Genomic DNA, 20,481 nt, shown 5'->3' with positions numbered 1-20,481 from the left:
GCTACCCCGAAGGAGCGTGATGGAGCGGCTGCGCCGACCGCTCATGCTCGCTCTGCCTCTCATGGTGGCGGTACTCGGAGCCGCCGTGTATCTCGTGCAAGAACCTTACGTCTCGACCGACAATGCGTTCGTTCGGGCCGCGAAAATGACCGTCAACGCCCGAGTTTCCGGCCAAGCGATTGAGATCGCCGTGCACGATAACGAGAATGTCCGGCAGGGCCAGGTCCTGTTCCGGATCGATCCGGAGCCCTACCAGATCGCAGTCGATCACGCGGAGGCGCGGCTCGGTAGCGCGCGCCTCCAGATCGAGGGGCTCAAGGCGACCTATCGCCAACAACAGGCAGAGCTGCAGTCAGCGAGGGATTCAGCTGACTTGGACGCGCGCGAGTACGACCGCAAGAAGATGCTGGTGGCCTCCGATTTTACCCCGCGTGCGATCTTCGAACGAGCCGAGACAAATCTCAAGGTCTCGCGCCAGCGGATTTCGTCGATTGAGCAGCAGATCGCCAGCACAATCGTGGCTCTGGACGGCGATCCGGACATTGACGTCAATCGCCATCCGACGGTTCGTGCGGCCAAGGCCCAGCTCGACCGTGCCCGGCTCGATCTTTCCTATGCGACGGTGACGGCGCCCGACGACGGTGTCGTCACTAGGGTCGAAGATCTACAGATCGGCGGCTTCGTCAATGCCGGCGCGCCGGTGTTTTCGCTGCTGTCGAGCCGTCACGTCTGGATCGAAGCGAATTTTCGCGAGACAGGGCTGACCTATATGCGTCCGGGGCAAGAGGCGACGATCGACGTTGATGCATATCCCGATCGCAAATTCAGGGCCCACATCGTCAGTATGAGCCCCGGGACCGGGTCGGATTTCTCTGTGCTACCACCGGAGAATGCGACCGGAAATTGGGTCAAGGTTGTCCAGCGCCTGCCGGTGCGTCTTGAGCTCGATGAGGTCGATCCGGCAAGACCGTTGTTCTCAGGCATCAGCGTCACTGCGCGTGTCGATACCGGTTACCGTAGCAGCTTGCGACACCTGCTGCAGCCGACCTATGCGGAGGGGGTCAGATGAGCGCCGTCGTCCCGTCGACCGTTGCAGCAGATGGTAATCGCGCCATATCGCTCGCGGCTCTCATGGCCACCTACATGCAGGCCCTCAACATTTCGCTGCCCAATGCGGCGTTGCCGCACATCCAGGGGACCCTCTCGATGGCCAATGACGAGGTCGGGTGGGTGTTTTCCTCATATATCGCGGCAAGCGCCGTAGCCATGTCGGTCACGAGCTGGCTTGCGGGACGCTATGGGCGGAAGTCGCTCTACCAATTCTCGCTGGTTCTCTTCGCGCTTGGCCTTGTGCTGGATACCTTAGCGACGACCTCCGTCCAGTTCGCGTTTGCGCGGATCGTTCAGGGAGCCGCGAGCGGCCCACTTTCGCCGCTTTCGCTGGCGATCCTGCTCGAGGTGCAGCCCCCCGAACGGCATGCCCGCCTCAGCCTGGCTTGGACGGTGTGCTCTCTTCTCGGCATCAGCAGCGGCGCGAGTATCGGCGGCTGGTTTGGTGAATATCTCGGCTGGCGTTCGATCTTCTATGTCAGCCTGCCGATGACGGCATTCATATTTCTCGCGATGGCGTTCTGGCTGCGCGAGAAGAGGGCGGAGCGGAGGCAACCCTTCGACTTTTTTGGTTTGGCGACCTTTTCGCTCGGCATGATCGGCCTGCAAGTGCTGCTCGACCGCGGCGAGCGCCTGGAATGGTTCGATTCCATGGAAATCTGGATCGAGGCGGTCGTCTCCATTCTGGGCTTCTATCTGTTCGTCGTGCACGTCATGACGTCGAAGGAGCATTTTGTCCGCACGGCGCTGTTCAGGGATCGCAATCTCGTCCTCTCGACGATGATCTCCTTTGCCGTCGGGCTCGTCCTGCTGCCGACACTGGCGTTGACCTCGCCGATGCTCGAGGAGCTGCTCAACTACCCTGTCGACACCACGGGCTATATGACGATCCCGCGCGGCGTTGCGCTCGTGGGAGGGGTGCTGTTGACCAGCCTAGTCCCGGCGCAAGTTGACTACCGCGCGTTCCTGATCGGCGGAATGGCACTGGTGGTCTACGCAAATTGGCTGATGCTCGGATATTCACCGGCGATGGATTGGCGCGCGGTGGCCGAGGCCGGCTTTCTCCAAGGTGCGGGGCTCGGTATGGTGATTCCGGCGCTCGCCAAAGCCGCCTTCAGTACGCTCGATCCGAAGCTCCGCGCGGAAGGTAGTGCGCTCATCAACCTGTCGCGGCTCTATGGCAGCACGATCGGCATCGCCGTGGTGCAGATCTTCTTCTACGGCAACACCCAGGCTATGCATGTCGCGCTCGCTAAGGACCTCATGCCCTACCGGACCGCCGCGCATGTCGCCGGATCAATGGCCAAACCCGGCCTTGCAGCGCTCAATGGCATGGTCACCCACCAGGCGGCTGTCGTGGCGGTCATCGGTCAATTCAATATTCTGATGTTCGCGATGCTCGTCGTGAGCCCGCTCGTGCTTTTTCTTCGTAAACCGCGCTCGGCAGGTTGAAGACCTTGGAATGGTGAGATGACACCGCATCGAACAGTCTCAGTCTATCGCACTCGACCGACGCCACATCTGCGGCGGCCGAGCCCCAACAAGAAAGCAGGAACATGACAACATCCAATGCGCTCCGCGACACGAGGATTTCCACCCACGAATCCGGGACCATTCCCGCTGTCGGATTTGGCACACTCATTCCGGATCAGAACGCAACGAAACAAGCCACCAGAGCTGCACTGGAAACGGGATTTCGACATCTGGATTGCGCGGAACGCTACCGCAATGAGGCCGCGGTAGGCGAAGCTATCCAGGACGCCTTCAAGGCAGGAACGCTTCGGCGCGAGGATCTGTTCGTAACCACGAAGCTCTGGAACACCAATCATCGTCAAGATCGCGTCAAACCTGCCTTCGAGGCGAGTCGCCGGCGGCTCCAACTCGATACCATCGATTGCTATATCGTCCATACGCCCTTTGCCTTTCAGCCTGGCGACGAGCAGGACCCGCGGGACGATCGCGGCCAGGTAATCTATGACCCAGGCGTGACGTTGCTGGAGACATGGCGTGCATTGGAACGCCTCGTCGAGGATGGTCATTGCAAGTCGATCGGTCTATCGGACATCACTTTGGAGAAGCTGCGCGAGATCGTCGCGGTCGCGCGGATCAGGCCCGCGATGGTGCAGGTCGAATCGCATCCTTATCTGCCCGAATGGGATCTGCTCGATTTCTGCCAAGAGCACGGAATCGTACTGCAGGCGTTTGCAGCCTTGGGACACGCCATGGAGCCAAGCGTATTGGAAGATCCCGTGATTACTGCGATCGCGCAGCGTGTGCACAAGACGCCGGCTCAGGTGGCCTTGGCCTGGGCTGTGCAGCGCGGCACCGCTTTCCTGACCACCTCGACCAAACCACAACGCATCCAGGAGAGCTTTGATATTTCTGCCCTGCCTGACGACGCCATGCGGGACATCCGGGAACGTATCACCATGACCGTCAGGTTCAACGCCGTGGTCGAGACCGGCATACCGGGATTTATTCCTCGGACGCGAGATTGATCGCCTCTTGCGCGAGGCGGTATTCGAATGTCAAGGATTGTCCTGGGGATCGTTGACCGGCATGTTTGACGCTCCGCTGCGGGGTTGACCGAGAGCGCAACTTGCGTTCACACCACCGATAGACGCTAAGGGCCGCTCGATGGTAGTGGGACAGTGCGCTTTTATCTGCCGAAGAGCCAGGGGTTTGTTCGATTGCTGGCAGGCGTCATCATGACTCTGGGCCCAAGCAACCGTACGCGGTGACGAATCTGGATCACTCGGCATCGCTCGAAGTCTTCTTCGAACGATCGACGCGGACCGCTTTGAATTCCGCTGGCCCGTCAAGCAGGCGCTGCTTTCTGGCCGATTGGTCCTTAGAAGTCGCAGAGCGGTCTGCCCTGCCATCCAAAACCGTGCCCGCCAGATGAAGAGCGCGCTTTCGTTGGCGGCCCACTCGGCGATCTTTAGCATCGTTCGTCATCTTACAAGGTCTCTTAATTGGCGCGCATGTTCGGAAGCAAGGCTCAGCAACCGCGGCAAATATTCTTTAGCTTCGCGGCGGTTCGGGCTTCTTCCGCGAGAAATGGATCCTTGTAGCCTGACGATTAGTCGATGCCGGCTTCCGTGGGCTTCCTGGCTTTTGGAGGAAATGCCGCATCGTAACAGGAGAGGCGCGCACTGGTGCTTTCGATCGCACGGCAGTTCGGCTCCGCGGCAGAAGCTGCTGGCCTGGATGTGCCCAGTACCGATGCCAGCAAAAGCGCCGCGATCCATGTGCCTGTTCGAACCGTCCTCATGCTGAACACTCCATAGCTATTTGGTCGCCCCGGTGGGACTCTCGCCGGTCCAGGCCGGAAGAGCATCCCATTCGGACCAACGCATCCGGCGCTCCTCACCTCCGACCCTCACAAAAACAAAGGGCGCATCGTCCCGGCCAGTCTTCGAGCCAACGAAGATTGCCGGAACCCCGTAGGCATCCCTAATGATCGCCGTGTTTGCCATTTTGAGCTCCCGTTTGGCTTGAACTGGCTCAGCGTCCCGGTTTGCAGTGCTGACGCATGGTGATTGAACGGACTTACCGCTATAAGATGGCCGTCACCGCGATCAGCAGTACGAGGAAGACCGGGACCAACAAAGGTGGTACGAGCCACTCACGAATGTTGAACTTGTCGGAATCTGACATCTGACCGCCTTCTCTTGGGTTGAGGCGGGAGCGCGAAGCTCTCAGTCACCGATAACAGCCACGTAGCGCGCGGTGATGCCAACGGTGTAGCAGTCTTCTAACCAATTAGCGAGATCAATCTCAGCCGCCTGGTACCCTACGGCCAAAGCGAGCGCTTTGCATAAGTTCGCCAGCTGCTCATCCGACGGTTTGAGCTGCCTGCGCAGACCTCGAAAGACGCCGCTGAGGCGGCCTTATTTCGGGGGCGGTACAAGGGCATGCGCCGAGACCCGTGCCTGCTCAAGGTTGCAGATTTCGATTGCAATACGATCGGCTGTAAGCGTGTCGAACGGAAACGCCTCTGCAATTCGGCGATAGTGCGTGATCTTCTCGTTCAACTCGACGCACTTTTCGCACATGCTCGCAACCCAATCTTTTGGGGGCGGGAGCACCAGTCTCTCAGTCGCCGTTTGGCGATGAACAACAACGCGGCTCGATGCCGAAAGTTCAGGGTGTACAAAATTGGAGACCTCGAACGCCACGCCACCAGTAGAATCCGGCACGAGCGGCTCCCTATAAAGAGGTGGCGAAATCGCAGGTTGCATTGATGCGGCTGGTAGCCCTCTTCGCGAGTGAAGCTATGCGCAGGCACCGTGGACTGGTACTTATTGTCAGTTATTCTTTACCCCAACATGCATACGCGCGGTCGTTATTCATTAGGCGTTCGACAGGAGACGGAGTAGCCTCTCTGTAGCGGTCGAGCGAATTGCGTGCCTGATAGCTGCCGAAAGGAGCGAGGCACCGAAGTATCTGCATCCACCAAGTGGGCAGGCCATGCCGTCGCTCGGCACACTCTTTCCACGATTGCTGACGTGAAGTGCACCCAAACGCGCAGCAAGCGCTCATCCGAATGATGATCGCTGGAACGGTCGAAGAACTTGGCCATCGCGTCGTGGCAGAAGCGGGGAGGCATCGAAGACGCTCGTCCCATAGCCGAGTCGTCTCGGTTCGATCTTGCCATTCTCGATGTCAGCATCAAAGGGCGGCTCATTCTACCCATCGTCCATGTCCTTGAGAGACGGCAGCAGCCGTTCCTGTTTACGACCGGCTACGTATCTCCCGCACTGCCCGAGCCTTTCCGCTGCTGCCCCGTGCTACGAAAGCCGTTCTTGATCGAGCAGCTCGGCAAAGCGATCGAGACAATTTTTGTTCACCGGTAAGGTGAAAACGGATCGACGTTCCTGCGTTCTGCCGTTGGAGAACAGCATTGAAAAGAAAGATAAGCGATCCTATCGCGGACGCACGCTATGTGATCAGAGCGGCCGAAGGTCGCTTTGTGCTATGGGACAACACGCGTCTCGGGCCGCTATCTAATCACCGCTCACTGGCCGCAGCCGAACGTACGAAGGACATCCATGCCCGGATCGACCGCCTTGTCAGGGCAGGACGAAAACGGCGCGAGCCAGGATGATGGTGGCCGAATGTGGGTGTGCAAGGCAGGCGATCAGTCAGGCCCATTGCACCAAAGAAACAGTGACCGAGGAGATATTCCCATGAAGGCGATCGTTGTAACGGAACGGGCCGCGGGAACGGCGGGCATGAAGCTGGTCGACCGGCCCGAGCCGCAGGCATCGATAAACGACGTCGTTGTTCAGGTTCATGCGTCGGGATTTGTCCCGACCGAGCTGACGTGGCCCTCGACGTGGACCGATCGCCTCGAGCACGACCGAACACCGTCGATCCCTGGGCACGAGCTGGCCGGAGTGGTCACCGCTCTGGGATATGGCACGACGGGGTTGTCAGTGGGACAGCGGGTGTTCGGCCTCCGAGTATATAGCGATCGAGGCACGCAACCTCGCGCCGCTGCCGGATGACGTCGACTTCACGGTAGGCGCGAGCCTGCCCGTCTCGGGCCTGACCGCATGGCAAGGGCTGTTCCAGCACGGCCGTCTTCGGGCGGGGCAAAGCGTCCTCGCACACGGCGCGGCCGGCGCTGTCGGTTCGATGGTGACGCAACTCGCACGAGAGGCCGGCGCCCACGTCATCGGCTCCGGACGCCCCGCCGACCGTCAGACGGCGCTCGACTTCGGCGCGAAGGAGTTCGTCGACCTCGACAACGATCCCCTGGAAGACGTTGGCAAAGTCGATGTGGTGTTCGATGTCATCGGCGGTGACATCCAGAAGAGGTCCGCAGGACTGATACGAGCCGGAGGAATACTGGTCACCATCGTCGGGCCGGCCGAGGCGCGGCCCTCCGACGGACTGGCACTCGACTTTGTCGTCGAGCCCGATCGTTCCCAACTGAGTGAGATCGTCCAGCGGGTGCGCGACGGACGACTGCGGACGAACATCGGCAAGGTCTCGACCTTCGACGAAGCGGTCGCCGCCCTGAACCCGACCGGACGGCGCAAGGGGAATACGATCATCCGGGTTCGTCCGTGAGCGATGCATGCTGCACAAGGCCGGCCGGCGCTATTCAGCTCGGCGGGCGTTGAGAGAATGTCCGAAAGGGGTCAGCCTGCGAAGAACTCAGGTTGAGTAAATCTGGTCCGCTCTGCCGCCATGAGCGGGCCTCCGTCAGGCGGCGCAACTTCGCCGATGGGCCAGCAGCAGAAGTTGCGATCTGGGTCGGGCGAGGGATTGGCCCAGCCAACTCTCGACGTATGCGGTCCGGTGCTGGATATGTTGAACCTGGCTCGCATAGGGTTATCGCTGGCCGCGGCCAGCAGATCGACTTGCCTTTCGGCGGTCAACGCGAACGCGGCTAAACTCTTCAGGCTCGTCAAGCAGGCGCCGCTTGCGCACAGCTTTGTTGTCGGCAGTCATGGTGGAATCGATCATGTGGTTAATCGTCTCGCCGGCCATCCTGCGGGCGCACCGCCCTTGCCTGTGCGCTGATCGGCCCGCTTCCTTTACCTTAAGACCGCTTTCGACCAGCTGACACACCGCTTGCGACAAGGTGAGCCGCTCGCCTTGGCGCTCCGCCCACTTGACGATCGCCGCTCGCAGCAGAGGCGTCGGCCGAAAACCGATCGGCGCATCGCGATTGTTACGGCTCTTCGATTTCGGGTTCATCTGCACTGCAGGTTTGGGGATGGTCGGCGTCGCTTTCTGTACCAGGGACAACAGGCAAAGCACGCGTTTCTACGACTTGAAATCGATGCCCCGAAGCACGATGCCGGGTGGCGTTCCTTCGAACTCCGTCGCGCGATATTTGCTTGCGGCACATGCTTCGATGCGATCCCGCAGGCGGGTGAACTGGGCCTCCCGCTGCTCGGGTCTGACTTGCGGCCCGCCCTCGAGATGGTCCATCGCAGAGGTTGAGATCGCGCAAGGAATCTCCTTGGCTCCATCGTGCATCGAGAACCGAACAATCATCCGGTCATATTCGTGGGCGATGAAGCGGCCGCTGGTTAGCGTCATGGCTTACTCCTTTAGGCTGATTCCGTGCGGCATTATCGCGAGCTCAAACCACCGCCCGCGACGGCGGCGCTTCCCAGTCGGGCGCATGGCACGGGCCGCGATGCAGGCAACACTCGTTCGGCTCAGTCCTCCCCCGACAACCGGACGAAATCGTCGAACAGTGCTGCCACAAGCGCGCGATGGCGCGTGTCCTCGGGGGGCAGGCTTGCAGCATAGAGGTTGAGAAGATACTGCGCTTTGGCCGCAACCTCCGGCCATGACGCGGCCGCCACCGTCAGCAGGCGGTTCTCCAGGTCGGCCTCGCGCTCACGCAGCTCGCGCATATTGTTCTCGACCTCCGCCAGCGCTCGGCGCAAATCGGTCGCTTTCTGCGCGGCCATGCCGCGATGCTTGTCGAGATCGACAGTGTGATCAGTCACTGGTGACACCCGCATCCCTGTTCGGCCCTGCGGGCACAAGCCGTTGGATGCCGCGGGAGCGGAAGGAATGCCCGAACGTGATGGTTTCGCCGCGAGCGGAAGTTCATGCACGCTTGCCCTTCGCAAGTGAAGCCCGACCGCTGCCGACCGGGTCGACCATGCTCCCATGGCCCGACAATAGCCAGCACTATCCTCATCCGGCGGTAAACGACTTCGTCGTGGCTCGACCGTCGCCTACCACGCATTTAGCGCTCGCTAAAGGCTCAGCGGGGGCGTAGGGTCGCTGCCATCACCGCACTTCTCAACGGCTTCGACCGGTGACTGAGGGTCACGTGTGCTCCCGCCGAAGGCTTCGCAGGAGCGTTCGATGCAGCGTTTTCGCCTTTCGGAATGGATCGTGCCGCCGGTGATCGTTCCCTTATTTCTTCTACTTCTCGTCTGCGGAGCCGCCGTCCTCAATGGTTAGGGCAACACGCGTGCCGTATCTGGTCAGCGGGACCAACGAATACGGCAGCTCCAATCTCGGCCGCGGCACTGCGACAGTCGCACTGCGCCTCGCACGCAAACTGCTGCGCGAAGGCTACATGGACGTCAGGGTCTGCACCCCGCGTGGACGGGTGCTGCAGTCGGATGAATTCGACGAACTTAAGCCACTAAAGGAGGTCGACATGGCAAAGGGCCAGCAACGTGGTAATCGCGAAGCCAAGAAGCCGAAGAAGGAAAAAACCAAAGTAATCGCCGCTGCGCCAAGCCGCAAGGAAGCCGCCTGGCAGCCGGATTTCGGGCCTGCGAAGAAGAAGTAGCGACGAGCCGACGCCGCAGACAGTTGCAAGGTTACGTGCGGTTGAATCGGCCTCTCACTTTGGCGCTCGGCGATTGGACCGGCTGGCCGTCAGCCATGCACCAAGCGGTCTGGACGAAGCTGACTTAACCCTCAGCGGGTGACGGGCCCGCCTTAGGAGCTTTCGGGTTTGAAACAAGTCGCTTCGGACGCATTTCAGATCCGGCCAAACTGCGCTCGTGCTGCCGGGCCAGGCTGCAACCAGTTTCGCACAAGGCAGGCGGGGCTTTCGGGAGTGAGACCCGCTTCGAACTGATCGATGATACCGATTTAGCCGGAAGGATTCCCTACCTCGCCAAAGCCTGACTTCCTAGGGGTCACCGCGGACCCGGTTGAAATAGTAGAGCAGGCCGGGGTCTGAACTAGACGGGCACAGCAGACATGCTGTGAACACCATTCTTAGGCGGCCATAGTCGGACTTAGGCGGCTCAGAAGATCCTCAAGCACTCGCGTCCGACCATGATACGGATGGGGCCGGCCCCAATTAGGATGCGCTGCCCGGATCGAAAGGCACAGTGAAGTGAAAAATGGCGCCGGGGCCCTTATCGGGGGTTACCGATATTTCTCCTTCATGCGCCCCGATGATCGATCGGCAGATCGCCAGCCCCATGCCCATGCCGTCCTCCTTGGTCGTGAACATCGGGTTGAATATTCGATCGTCGGTGCCCGGCTCGAGTCCTTTCCCCGTGTCTTGCACCGACACCATCACATATCTGGACTGATGGACTTCGGACCTTATGGAGAGCAAGCGCTCCCCATCCTCGGTGGCCATGGAGTCGATTGCATTCCCAATCAAATTCACCAGCACTTGCTGGAGCTGAATCTGTTCGCCTCTTATCCTCGGCAGTCGTTCGTTAAGGTCGGCTCGAACGGCGATCCGATTTGTTCGCAGCTTGTCGCCAACGACCGTCAGGGCTCCCCGGATGACATCGTTGATATCAAGGGAAGTGCGGGGCCGTACGCCCATCCTGAAATGCGTCCGGATATTTTCGACCAAGGCGTCCGCACGGTCTCCTGCAGTCACAACGCGCCGCAAAGCATCCCTGGCACGATCGAGCTCAGGCTCGCCGCGATCAAGCCAATTCAATCCTGCGTTTGCACTGGCTTTGATCGTTGTGAGTGGCTGTTTGATTTCGTGGGCAATTGATGCCGAAACGGCATCGCCGGTCATCAGCCGCGCCTCACGTTCGCGACGCTGCGCCAGGACCGCGCGGTGCAGCTGCGCGTAAAGCGTCGTTATCTCATGCAACAGCACAATGAGCACAAGAATGCTGGATACGAACCCGAAGACGCGGCCGGCATACCAGCCGGCGCTGAACCGGGCCAGACCGGGATACGAGACGAGATAGATCTCAATTGCATAGGCACAAACAACCGCCATCAGCCACAGATCGAGCACCGAGCGCTGGCGTATCCAGAGCAAAGTGAGCGCAATTGCGTTCCACAGGATTAGACAACCGGCAAGATAAAGCGCGAAGGTAGAAAAATGGACCGGGTCGAGCATGATGCGGGGTAAGTATGCATCACCCACTATGGCAAGGACGGTCACCGAACACACAACGGCTGACGTCATCGCAACACTCGAAAGAATCGTCGCGCCCACTGAGCCCTCCCATAATCGCTTAGGCGAATTGACACCCTTCAAGAGGGTATACGCGATGACGAACGTAGGAAAACCGGCGTACCTCAGAGCGTTGAGCCAATCCGTGCTCTGTAGCCCCGTGCCAAGCAGGCCAGCTGGCGCGAACGCCCCCGGAAAGACCAGCATCCAGGGGACCAGCATGAGCGCTGTGAAGAGATATCCGGTTGAGATTGCGAGGATGGCACACGAGCGCAGGATGGCGAACTGGTTGAACAGCAGGACGGCGGTGATCATGTCATTCACGAACATCGCCATGCCGTAGGCCGGGACGAAGGAGTCGATCCGCCTCAGCTGGATATTTGAGAGGCCCCCTGCGAGGATAAAAAGGGCGCCAAGGAAGACGAGCATGACCGCAAGGGCAAGCCGTTTCTGCGCGCGCCCGGGCGGTAAGGTCGAAAGGGTGAAAGGCTGATCCTCTGGCATGATGTCCGGCTTCATCATCGCAGCGGCTCCGCGCAGCGGCTAGAACACGCAGCACGAAACCCAAGCAGCTTCGCCATTCCCCTCACGCGCTGCAGTTCACCGTATTTCTGCACATTGGGACGGCGGACGACGATTGAGGAAATGTCGCCGCCTCCGAAAAGCTGGGCCGGCGAGGTTTCCTGTGGTGGTGCGCCAATGACGAACATACTCGGTCGTCCCGGTTCACGATTAGACCCCAAGCATCAGCCTATCTCGTTTGACCGCGTAGATCGACGTCAGGTTTGGGTCCAAAAGCGGCCCAAGGCCGCCGGCCTAGCGACTTCCGCTTTAACCCTGAAGCTGACGTCTACCGTGACTCACTTGAGCGACGGGCGCAGCGCCGCATTTCGAGACCAAATCGTAGATTGCAACCGTAGCAATCGCGCTGGGCGCCGAAAAACGTCAAGCATTCAACGGAATGTAGAGGAGGGAGTATCCGCCAGTAGGGTGCAGACCCGATCTCGGCACCAGGAAATATGTCCAGCATTGCTGTTAACCTACCTCCTGATCTTCCCTGTTCTGTTCAACCTTTAGCCCGCGAGATGCGCGTTGTTGCCGCCGCACAGCTGCGGATTCCGCTCGATGTCGGCCACCATTCCGAGATGATCTCGCCCACCATTCCGATTTGAAGTCGCCCGCCCGTTCCGAGATGATGTCGCCCACCATTCCGGGATGATGTCGCCCGGGTGACGAGACCTCTTCTGGCTCCCATAGGGTCAACCCTTTCGGCTTTGCGAAGGGGACCTGGATGCCGACGGAGAGGCTTGCGATGCGCCGTGTGCGCGATGTGATCAGAATGAAGGCGGCCGGGCTGCCGAGCCGCGAGATTGCGCGACGGGTGGGCGCGGCACCCTCGACGGTGCGGCTGGCGCTCCGGCGGTTCGAGGCCGCGGGCTTGAGCTGGCCGTTGCCAGACGACGTCACCGACACGGTTCTGGAACTTCGCCTGTTCGCTAAGACCGGCAATGGCAACCGTCAGGGTCACCGCCGCATCGCCGAGCCCGACTGGGCGACCGTGCACCGCGAGCTCAAACGCAAGCACGTGACGCTGTCGATCCTGTGGGAGGAATATATCGCCACCGAGCCCGGCGGATACCGGTACTCGCGCTTCTGTGAGCTCTACCGCGCCTGGGAGGGTCGTCTGTCGGTGACGATGCGCCAGGCCCATGTGGCTGGCGACAAGCTGTTCGTCGACTACGCCGGCGATGGCGTGCCGGTGGTGGTCGACCGCCTGACCGGTGAGCGCAGAACGGCGCAGATCTTCGTCGCCGTGCTCGGCGCATCGAGCTTCACCTACGCGCAGGCGACGTGGACGCAGGGGCTCGCCGACTGGATCAGCGCCCATGTTGGCGCCTTCGCGGCGATCGGCGGCATACCGGCGCTGCTGGTGCCCGACAACACCAAGGTCGCGGTCATCAAGGCGAGCCTGTACGACCCGCAGATCAATCGTACCTATGCGGAGATGGCGGCGCATTACGGCACCGCCATCTTGCCGGCGCGGCCGCGCAAGCCGCGCGACAAGGCCAAGGTCGAGCAGGCCGTCCTCATCGTCGAGCGCTGGCTGCTCGGTCGCCTGCGTCATCGCACCTTCTACAGCCTGGCCGAGGTCAATGCGGCGATCGGCGAACTGCTCACGAGGCTGAACGAGGAACGGCCGATCCGACGGCTCGGCGTGACACGCCGCCGGTTGCTCGAGGAGGTCGACCGGCCGGCGCTCAAGCCATTGCCGGTGTCCCCTACGTCCTCGCCGAGTGGCGAATCCGCCGCGTCAGTCTCGATTACCACGTCGAGGTGGAGAAGCATTACTACAGCGTTCCGCATCGCTTCGCCCGCGCCGAGGTCGAGGTGCGGTTCACGGCCCGCACCGTCGAGATCTTCCACAAGGGCGAGCGGATCGCCGCGCATCAGCGCATGAGCGGCAATCACAAACACACCACCGTGCCGGAGCACATGGCCTCCAGCCATCGGCGCTACGCCGGCTGGACCATCGCGCGTATCCGCCAGGACGCCGCCGCGATCGGGCCGGCGACCAGCGCGTTGTGCGACCTCATTCTCGACGAGCGCTCGCACCCCGAGCAAGGCTTCCGCGCCTGCCTCGGCATCCTCAGGCTCGCCGCCTCCTATGGGCGCGAACGGCTGGACGCCGCGGCTGCGCGGGCGATCGACATCGGCGCGCGCACCTATGGCTCGGTCAAGTCGATCCTCGCCAATAATCTCGATCGGCGTCCTGCTCACCAGCGCTCCGCGGACGATGCGCCGATCCTGCATGCCAACATCCGCGGACCGCGCTACTACAATTAGGAGATCATCCCTTGCTCACCCATCCGACCCTCGACCGCCTCAACGCCCTCGGCCTCCACGGCATGGCCAAGGCCTTCGCCGACATCGAAGCCACCGGTGAGGCCGCAAGCCTCGGTCACGCCGAATGGCTTGCTCTGCTGCTCGAACGTGAAGCCTCGCTGCGGCACGACAAACGGCTCGCCACCCGCCTGCGCTACGCCAAGCTGCGCCAGCAGGCGTGCGTCGAGGACATCGACTACCGCACCCCGCGCGGTCTCGACCGTCCGCTGTTCGCCAAGCTTGTCGAGGGCCGCTGGATCGACGACCACGTCAATCTCCTGATCTGCGGCCCGGCCGGCGTCGGCAAGAGTTGGCTCGCCTCGGCGCTCGGCCACAAGGCCTGTCGCGACAATCGCTCCGTGCTCTATCAGCGCGTCCCGCGCCTGTTCGACGATCTGGCGCTCGCCCGCGGCGACGGTCGCCATCCACGCCTGTTGCGCGGCCTTGGCCGGGTCGATCTGCTGATCCTCGATGATTGGGGGCTCGAGCCGCTCGATGCCGGCGCCCGTCACGACCTCCTGGAAATCCTCGAAGATCGCTACGGTCATCGCTCCACCATCGTCACCAGCCAGCTCCCCGTGGACCAGTGGCATCTGCTCATTGGAGATCCCACCTATGCCGACGCCGTGCTCGATCGCCTCGTCCACAATGCCCATCGGCTCGACCTCACCGGTGAGAGCCTGCGCCGAAGCCGGCAACCCGCCCGAAAGACCTGAGCCCGTCGCCCTGTGGACATGCCGCTGCGCTTGGACAACGCCAAGGCGTTGCCCACATGCCCACAGCAACCGCAACAGAAACAGAAGAGTTCAAGCCGCGATTCCGGGTTGACCGCCCGGCTCGCCCAATGCCAGAAAATCTATCGGCCAGAATGCCTCGCTCCCGGGCGAGATCAAATCGGAAAGGTGGGCGACATCGTCTCGGAATCCCCGGGCGACTTCATATCGGTACACCCGGGCGACTTCGTCGGAATCCGCACACAGCCTCTTGGCGGAGGCGACACTCGACATACGCCTCAATGCTGCGCCACGTAATCTAGCGGGACGAACCTTCCAGGTAGCTTTCCAGGATCCCGGCATTCAAGAGCTAGTAGAGTTTTGCGCGCCCAATCCTTAAAGCCGTCATGGTTTCTTGGACAGTGGCGACCAATGCTGGTCGGGCCTGAGCCAGAAGCCCGGCAGTACTATCGGAAGTCGTTCTCATAAGTGGAGCCTTTTGATCGAGTTCGTCTGGCTTCTTCGGTCTTGCCAACATTCCCTGTTCCTTTAATCCGCTCCCGGATCGTTGGATTGGTCTCGTGACGCAGAGTTACTCCTCGGGTGAAAACTCGCACTTCGGCGGCGCGGCGCACGGCGCTGAAGCACCATGCCCGTGGCCATCGCCACCGACATCGGGATGGTGATGCCGTGCTGGTTGGTCGGCGGCTGGTAGCCCTGCAGGATGTACTGCATGCGGCGCGCATGCTCCTCGCGCTCGGCCTTCTCGAAGCGCTCCGTCGCCCGCATGCCTCGCACGTTCGTAATCAGATCGGGAGATCGTTGTGGGCCTTGGCCCTTGGTAGAATGTGCTCAGGATGGCGAGCGTCTTCGCTGGCCCGTCTGAATGGCCGGCTTCGAGGATCACCGCTCCTCCAAGCGCTAAAGTTAAACTATTGCGTACTCTGCAATTTTCGGCACGCGACCCGATGTTTGCGCGAATAGCTACGGTGATAAGCTACAGATTGGCTCGCGCGGCGAGCAGGCGTGAAGGGCAGGGTACTTCGCCATCCGTCCACAAGAGCTGATCGCTTTCTATAGCATCGAATCTATCGTGACCTTGTCGGCTCTCGGCGTGGAGCGGACCTTCGAAAGGCGACGGACTTCTCGAACGGGCCAGCAGCGGAAGTCACCGTGGGCTGAAAATGAAGGAAGCCGCCAACTAAGGCGGCCTTACTCTGTATCGATCCTATAAACGTCGCCCGGATCAAGGTTTAGTTCCTCGAAATACCTTTGCTCCTTTTCCGTAAGGATTGCTGGAACAACTTCGGCCGTCCAGCCTTCGGGAACAGCGGCGAGGACCAATGTCGACGCCTGGCTAGGCTTGGCTAAGGCAAGCCACAACTGCTTTGTGGATGGCACCTCGTCCGAGGTCACCTCAACGATAGTGAACGAATTGCCGAACGACTCCGCCTGCTCGCTAATGCCTCAACCTGTCGCTAGTTGCTGGTGTGAGGCAGACGAATGGGGCCAGCTATCAAGCGATATGTGGGCACCCAAGCGGTGTTCCACGATTCCATGGTTGCGCCACAAACCGAGCAGTCGAAGCTGGCGATTTCCCGCGAAGGGGCCATCGCCTCGGTGCGCCTGTAAACAGCGCCGCATTGACAGGTTCGACGATGAGATTCTGGCATGCATCTTTATGCGTCAGAAAAACAAAACAGGCCACCGAGCAATTCAAACTAGGCCACTGGGGTCGGAAATAGGCCAGCGCCGTCCGGGGAATGGGAACAAACGGCGACCCCAGCACGGAATGAGAATGGTCAAAAGTCCGCTCACTTCCTCAGGTTGAGCAAGTCTGGTCCGCTCTGGGCTTGATGAGAGGACCTCCTTTGGGCACGGCGCAAGTTAGCAGATGGGCCAGATGCGGAAGTCAGCGTGGGCTAAGCGCCAACTGAGGCGGGCTTACTTTGCCAGTTCGCCTAGCAGGCGCTTAACATCCAGCTCATGCAGTTCTTGCGTGCGCCTCAACGTAGCGAGCACGCTCATGGCGGCCGTGGTGTCGAGGCCATCCTGGTCCAATTCTGCGATCAGCTGTTCCTGCCGCAAGGTGATGCTCACTCATCGCGGCATGTCGTCGGGCTTGGTTTAGGTGCTCTACAAGGATGGCACGGTCCATGCCGCACTGTACACCCTAATCATCACAGATGCGCTCGCCGCACTGGCATTGGTAGAGCCGGACGGTCTTGCCCTGCCGGGTGTCGAGGAGGGATTGAGTCAAACGGGGGAATGCGGCGCAGGTTAGGCAGCGTGGGCCATCCGCTCTGCCGCCATGAGCGGACCTCCCTCAGGCACGGCGCAACTTCGCCGATGGACCACTTCCGATGTCCGCAATGCAACAAGAAAGCCTATGCGGTCCTCACCGGTGCGGTGGGCGCCAGCGCCACCACGGCATCCGCTATTCCCGCCGCATCTGCATAGGTAACCATGTGACCGGCATCCTCGACCAGATGAAGCAGGGAGCGGGGCAACAGCGCGTGGAGGCGGCGCGACTGGTCGGCCTCGATGAGCCGGTCAGCCTTTCCATGCACGATCCTAACTGGACACCGGATACTCCGATATTGAAGCCGCAGCTGTGCAGCAGCTGGAATAAGGAACGCACTCTCCTCGGCGGCCGCCCTCAACTGCTTGGGTCGGAGAGCCAACGAGATCGGAAATTCGTTCTTGAATTCCGGCGGGATGGCGCGCGGCGCGAACAAGGTGCGCATCAGCTTCGGCATAATGGCGCACGATATGATCGGCGAGATAGTGTAGCGCATCAGATCGCCGAGCACCGGCAGTGCCGGAGCTGACATGAGCCAAAAGTCCGTCCGAGCGGTTGGAAAATAGTAGCCCGACACAAGCACCAGCCCACTCACGGCATAGCCGCTTCGTAGCGCCAGCGCGATCGCCACCAGCGTTCCCCAGGAGTGGCCAAGCACCACGGGGTTGCGGACCCCAAGCTGGTCGAGAGCCTTCGCGAACAAGGCAGCTTGCCTTGTGGCCGTCCAGATGCGTGTGCGCGGACGGTGGCTGTAGCCGAACCCTGGACGGTCGAAGCAAACGACGCGATAGTTGTGGGCCAGGCGGTCGACCAAACCGCTTAGGACGAGATCCTGAACCATGGTGCCATTTCCGTGAAACAGGACCACGCAAGGCGCTGCGGCATCGCCGCGTTCGATGTAGTGAAGGCGCACTCCGTCGCAATCGGTAAAGACGCCGATCGGCGGATTGTTTCGCTCCGCTGCCACCTGAAACGCGATGTTGGCGAGGATCAGAACGACAAGTCCGGCCAAAACGATCAGCAGCACGGTTTCAGTTGTGGACATGGTGTCAACCTATTCGCCGATGGCAGGCACTGATTCTACTCCCTCGTTGTGAGCCGCGCTCCCCAGCCGACAGCAACCAACGGTGATCGGCGCGCGCGTGATCCGAGTTTGCGTCCATCCTTTGCCGCCAGTTATCATCCCGGCAGAGCCGTGAGCTCTCGGGGCGGATTGATGCGCCAGAACGGATATGCCGCCAGTTCTTTCGAATGCTGCCCGAACATATCGAACCGCCTGTTTGTAAACTCCGTAATGACGCCGAAAAATTCAATTGGGGACCTGATCGACGCAAGTCTGAAGCCGAATTCAAAAGCTAATTGCGCGTTGGCCCCGGCAATCTCAAGAAGCTTCGCTTGATACGCCTGCATGTTTGCGGTCGCTAAAGCAAAGCCTTTCATTGGATCGCTACCCGTCATTCTCTGACTGAGGTCATCGGGTAAGGCATCCACCCGAGGCTCTTTAGGATCATCATGAAGCCCAAGAGGCGGCTCAATCGGAACTGCCGCAACAGAGCGAAGTAAATCCTCTTTCTGGCTTCGAACAATGGCCTGCTTGTTCCGTTGGGCCCGCGCGGCCAATTTAGGATTGCGGGCGCGCTTCAGCGCTGAAGCCGGTTTGCGTTTGCTCATCTGAACTCCAAGAAAATGGGGGGCGACTTCATTTCTGAAGGCCAACAGCCATTGTGATGAGGCGTTCCAAACCCGTGGATTGTTGGAGCTCCGCATAAACCGAGATTAATCGCACGTTCTGCGATGTCGAGATGATTTTAGGTAGCAACTCCAGCCAACAAACGTCTAGCTAGCGATCTTCCAGATCTATGCTCAACGGCATCAGTTTGAGAACAATCAGCCCTCCGCGCGTTGAGTCTCCAACGCCGTTCTATCGCCGACGTTCTCATCACGGACGTCAAGCTGCCGGAGGCATCGACGAATGGCTGATCGCCGAACGTTGCGGAGACCTGAACCGCGTCGGTTTTAAGCAGTGGCGTGCTGCCTGTGAATGGCGACTCAGGGTCAAAGGCTACCTTCGAAGCGGGTCCGACAGTAGGTCAGCTTCCGTCGGCAAGCAGACGTCGCTACGCCTGGGCTTGGTCAGCCTCCGGCCAACAACCGACATGCCAGAGCGGCCGCTGCGCTCGATGTCCCGACGGCCTCATTCAGCTCTTTTGCTCTTCACGGGCGCTGGCTCGCCCGCGAGCGCGGTGCTGGTGTCTATCGAGAGCACTTCGACCACCCGCCGTCGGCCTGCTTGGGTTTCCACTCGGACACCGATGGTCATCCCTGCAGGGACGGTTACATAGCCAGCGGCCTTCAACACCGAAACATGGAGAAAGGCATCGCCGATGCCCCCTCCAGCTCAACGAAACCAAATTTCTTGTCCAGCTTGAACCAAGAGACTCGACCCGACGCGATCATCTGAAATTTCCAATCCGGGAAAGCTTGGAATGACAGGAGGAGGGCTTACTAGGGGGCGGCACTGGTAGCATCTGACAAGCCTCAATTTGGTTTGTGGACGACCAGGCCCCGTATTACCCTAGCGAGGAACTCTTCTGCTGAGGTAGGCGGCAAGATGAATCTAGAAGATTTGTATCGGCTGTTACGTAGCGAGCATGTCCAGGCGCAGGGGATCGTCGACACCCTGGAGGAGCCTCTCCTCGTTCTGGACCAGTCGGGTTCTGTCCTTACCGCTAATCGCGGGTTTTACGAGACTTTCAGGGTGAGCCGCGATGACACGGTTGGGGTAGCCTGTTCGACCTTGGCGACGGTCAATGGGACATCCCCGAACTCAGGCGCCTGGTGGGCGAGATCATTCCCAAGTCGGCCGCGGTTGTCGGATACGAGGTAGAGGCCGAGTTCCCAACCATCGGCCGGCGCACGATGCTCGTGAGCGCGCGTCGCCTGGTTCACCCCGACAATAACAGCACGAGCATTCTGATCCTGTTTGAGGACGTGACGGACAGGCGCCGCAGCGAGGTTCAAAAGGACATTCTCCTCGCCGAAACGCGCCATCGGATGAAGAACCTTCTCGGAATCGTGCGCTCCCTGGCCTCTCAGACGGATGTCGAAGGCCGGTCAGCCAAAGAGTACCGGGATGCCTTTTTGGGGCGCTTCCAGGCAGTGGCTGAAGCCGAGAACCTCGCGCTGGCCGGCAGCGATCAAGCCGATTTGAGCACTCTCGTCGAGCAAGCGTTGAAGCCAGCGGGAGCCGAGCGATACCGCATCGTTCCCGGGCCGCCGGTCGGTCTCAAGCAGCCGCAGGTTCTCCCGATCAGCCTTATCCTGCATGAACTGGTCACCAATGCTTGGAAGTATGGAGCGTTCTCCAGGGCCGGCGGGCTCGTGCATCTAACCTGGGGCGTTGTAGAGAAGGACGGCAAGCCCGTGCTTCATGGATTGGCGAGAAGAAAACGGGCCGCCCGTAAAGCCGCCTACTCGCACCGGCTTCGGCTCCAAGCTCATTGACCTCAGCGCCGTGCAGGGCTTACGCGGCACGGCGGAACTGAAGTATGAGCCGAAGGGTTTACGAGTGTCGCGCGGCGATCAGGATG

General features: G+C 60.6%; 16 protein-coding genes and 2 pseudogenes. 9 read left to right on the top strand and 9 right to left on the bottom strand.

All coding sequences use genetic code 11. The features are described 5' to 3' along the window. Positions 1–19: 19 nt before the first annotated feature. From QA642_RS28370 to QA642_RS28360, 3 genes are all read left to right on the top strand, one after another. On the top strand, positions 20–1,069 hold the full coding sequence (locus tag QA642_RS28370; RefSeq protein ID WP_283079788.1) for an HlyD family secretion protein: 1,050 nt from the start codon (positions 20–22) through the stop codon (positions 1,067–1,069). After that, positions 1,066–2,562, top strand: coding sequence for a DHA2 family efflux MFS transporter permease subunit (locus tag QA642_RS28365; protein ID WP_283079787.1), 1,497 nt, complete (start codon positions 1,066–1,068; stop codon positions 2,560–2,562). Before QA642_RS28370 ends, QA642_RS28365 begins: the two co-directional genes overlap by 4 nt. A gap of 104 nt (positions 2,563–2,666) precedes the next feature. After that, the gene (locus QA642_RS28360) at positions 2,667–3,608 is read left to right on the top strand and encodes an aldo/keto reductase (RefSeq protein WP_283079786.1); all 942 of its coding nucleotides are present in this window, start codon (positions 2,667–2,669) and stop codon (positions 3,606–3,608) included. 1,395 nt (positions 3,609–5,003) lie between these two features. On the opposite strand, the gene QA642_RS28355 is transcribed toward QA642_RS28360, so the two are convergent. Beyond that, a complete protein-coding gene (locus tag QA642_RS28355) occupies positions 5,004–5,312 on the bottom strand; it encodes a hypothetical protein (RefSeq protein ID WP_283079785.1) in 309 nt (102 codons plus the stop codon). 375 nt (positions 5,313–5,687) lie between these two features. Here QA642_RS28355 and QA642_RS28350 point away from each other — a divergent pair, with 375 nt between their 5' ends. Both QA642_RS28350 and QA642_RS28345 read left to right on the top strand, forming a co-directional pair. Beyond that, positions 5,688–5,969 (top strand): hypothetical protein, encoded by a 282-nt coding sequence (locus tag QA642_RS28350; RefSeq protein ID WP_349253798.1) that lies wholly within the window; start codon positions 5,688–5,690, stop codon positions 5,967–5,969. Between the two features lie 333 nt (positions 5,970–6,302). After that, positions 6,303–7,191 (top strand): annotated as a pseudogene (locus QA642_RS28345) (NADP-dependent oxidoreductase). Positions 7,192–7,455: 264 nt separating this feature from the next. On the opposite strand, the gene QA642_RS28340 reads toward QA642_RS28345, so the two are convergent. The 3 genes from QA642_RS28340 to QA642_RS28330 all read right to left on the bottom strand — a co-directional run bounded on the left by QA642_RS28340 (position 7,456) and on the right by QA642_RS28330 (position 8,591). Next, on the bottom strand, positions 7,456–7,875 hold the full coding sequence (locus QA642_RS28340; RefSeq protein ID WP_283079784.1) for a hypothetical protein: 420 nt from the start codon (positions 7,873–7,875) through the stop codon (positions 7,456–7,458). 18 nt (positions 7,876–7,893) lie between these two features. After that, a complete protein-coding gene (locus QA642_RS28335) occupies positions 7,894–8,172 on the bottom strand; it encodes a DUF1488 domain-containing protein (protein WP_283079783.1) in 279 nt (92 codons plus the stop codon). Positions 8,173–8,294: 122 nt separating this feature from the next. After that, positions 8,295–8,591 carry a hypothetical protein gene (locus QA642_RS28330; RefSeq protein ID WP_283079782.1) on the bottom strand — a complete coding sequence of 99 codons (297 nt, stop codon included), beginning with the start codon at positions 8,589–8,591 and terminating at the stop codon, positions 8,295–8,297. Positions 8,592–9,067: 476 nt separating this feature from the next. Between QA642_RS28330 and QA642_RS28325 the strand changes: the two genes are divergently transcribed. Continuing rightward, a complete protein-coding gene (locus QA642_RS28325; protein WP_183248066.1) occupies positions 9,068–9,394 on the top strand; it encodes a hypothetical protein in 327 nt (108 codons plus the stop codon). A 522-nt stretch (positions 9,395–9,916) separates the two neighbouring features. Here QA642_RS28325 and QA642_RS28320 read toward each other — a convergent pair. After that, entirely contained in the window at positions 9,917–11,515 is a 1,599-nt protein-coding gene (locus QA642_RS28320; RefSeq protein ID WP_283079781.1) for an MASE4 domain-containing protein, read from the bottom strand. A gap of 790 nt (positions 11,516–12,305) precedes the next feature. On the opposite strand from QA642_RS28320, the pseudogene istA reads away from it, so the two are divergent. Further along, positions 12,306–13,837 (top strand): annotated as a pseudogene (gene istA / locus QA642_RS28315) (IS21 family transposase). Between the two features lie 11 nt (positions 13,838–13,848). Beyond that, positions 13,849–14,592: an IS21-like element helper ATPase IstB gene (gene istB / locus QA642_RS28310; RefSeq protein ID WP_271597274.1), complete on the top strand. Its 744-nt coding sequence runs from the start codon at positions 13,849–13,851 to the stop codon at positions 14,590–14,592. Positions 14,593–15,138: 546 nt separating this feature from the next. On the opposite strand, the gene QA642_RS28305 is transcribed toward istB, so the two are convergent. The 4 genes from QA642_RS28305 to QA642_RS28290 all read right to left on the bottom strand — a co-directional run bounded on the left by QA642_RS28305 (position 15,139) and on the right by QA642_RS28290 (position 18,562). Beyond that, positions 15,139–15,378, bottom strand: coding sequence for a hypothetical protein (locus QA642_RS28305; RefSeq protein WP_283079780.1), 240 nt, complete (start codon positions 15,376–15,378; stop codon positions 15,139–15,141). Positions 15,379–16,533: 1,155 nt separating this feature from the next. Beyond that, positions 16,534–16,689: a hypothetical protein gene (locus QA642_RS28300; protein WP_283079779.1), complete on the bottom strand. Its 156-nt coding sequence runs from the start codon at positions 16,687–16,689 to the stop codon at positions 16,534–16,536. A 287-nt stretch (positions 16,690–16,976) separates the two neighbouring features. Continuing rightward, complete coding sequence (locus QA642_RS28295; RefSeq protein ID WP_283079778.1) at positions 16,977–17,936, bottom strand: alpha/beta hydrolase; 960 nt, start codon at positions 17,934–17,936, stop codon at positions 16,977–16,979. 134 nt (positions 17,937–18,070) lie between these two features. After that, the gene (locus tag QA642_RS28290) at positions 18,071–18,562 is read right to left on the bottom strand and encodes a Phasin protein (protein ID WP_283079777.1); all 492 of its coding nucleotides are present in this window, start codon (positions 18,560–18,562) and stop codon (positions 18,071–18,073) included. A gap of 1,167 nt (positions 18,563–19,729) precedes the next feature. Between QA642_RS28290 and QA642_RS28280 the strand changes: the two genes are divergently transcribed. Beyond that, a complete protein-coding gene (locus tag QA642_RS28280) occupies positions 19,730–20,395 on the top strand; it encodes a sensor histidine kinase (RefSeq protein ID WP_283079775.1) in 666 nt (221 codons plus the stop codon). The last annotated feature ends 86 nt before the right edge of the window (positions 20,396–20,481 follow it).

The organism is Bradyrhizobium sp. CB2312 (assembly GCF_029714425.1).
Lineage (GTDB): Bacteria > Pseudomonadota > Alphaproteobacteria > Rhizobiales > Xanthobacteraceae > Bradyrhizobium.
The sequence above is the reverse complement of the archived record's forward strand: the minus strand, read 5'-3'. Positions and strand labels throughout refer to the sequence as shown.

What these genes read in the sequence shown, in the direction of transcription:
- QA642_RS28335 (WP_283079783.1), bottom strand. Translation starts at nt 8,172, where the DNA reads ATGACGCTAACCAGCGGCCGCTTCATCGCCCACGAATATGACCGGATG.
- QA642_RS28365 (WP_283079787.1), top strand. Translation starts at nt 1,066, where the DNA reads ATGAGCGCCGTCGTCCCGTCGACCGTTGCAGCAGATGGTAATCGCGCC.
- QA642_RS28370 (WP_283079788.1), top strand. Translation starts at nt 20, where the DNA reads ATGGAGCGGCTGCGCCGACCGCTCATGCTCGCTCTGCCTCTCATGGTG.
- QA642_RS28290 (WP_283079777.1), bottom strand. Translation starts at nt 18,562, where the DNA reads ATGAGCAAACGCAAACCGGCTTCAGCGCTGAAGCGCGCCCGCAATCCT.
- QA642_RS28295 (WP_283079778.1), bottom strand. Translation starts at nt 17,936, where the DNA reads ATGTCCACAACTGAAACCGTGCTGCTGATCGTTTTGGCCGGACTTGTC.
- QA642_RS28320 (WP_283079781.1), bottom strand. Translation starts at nt 11,515, where the DNA reads ATGATGAAGCCGGACATCATGCCAGAGGATCAGCCTTTCACCCTTTCG.
- QA642_RS28305 (WP_283079780.1), bottom strand. Translation starts at nt 15,378, where the DNA reads ATGCGGGCGACGGAGCGCTTCGAGAAGGCCGAGCGCGAGGAGCATGCG.
- QA642_RS28360 (WP_283079786.1), top strand. Translation starts at nt 2,667, where the DNA reads ATGACAACATCCAATGCGCTCCGCGACACGAGGATTTCCACCCACGAA.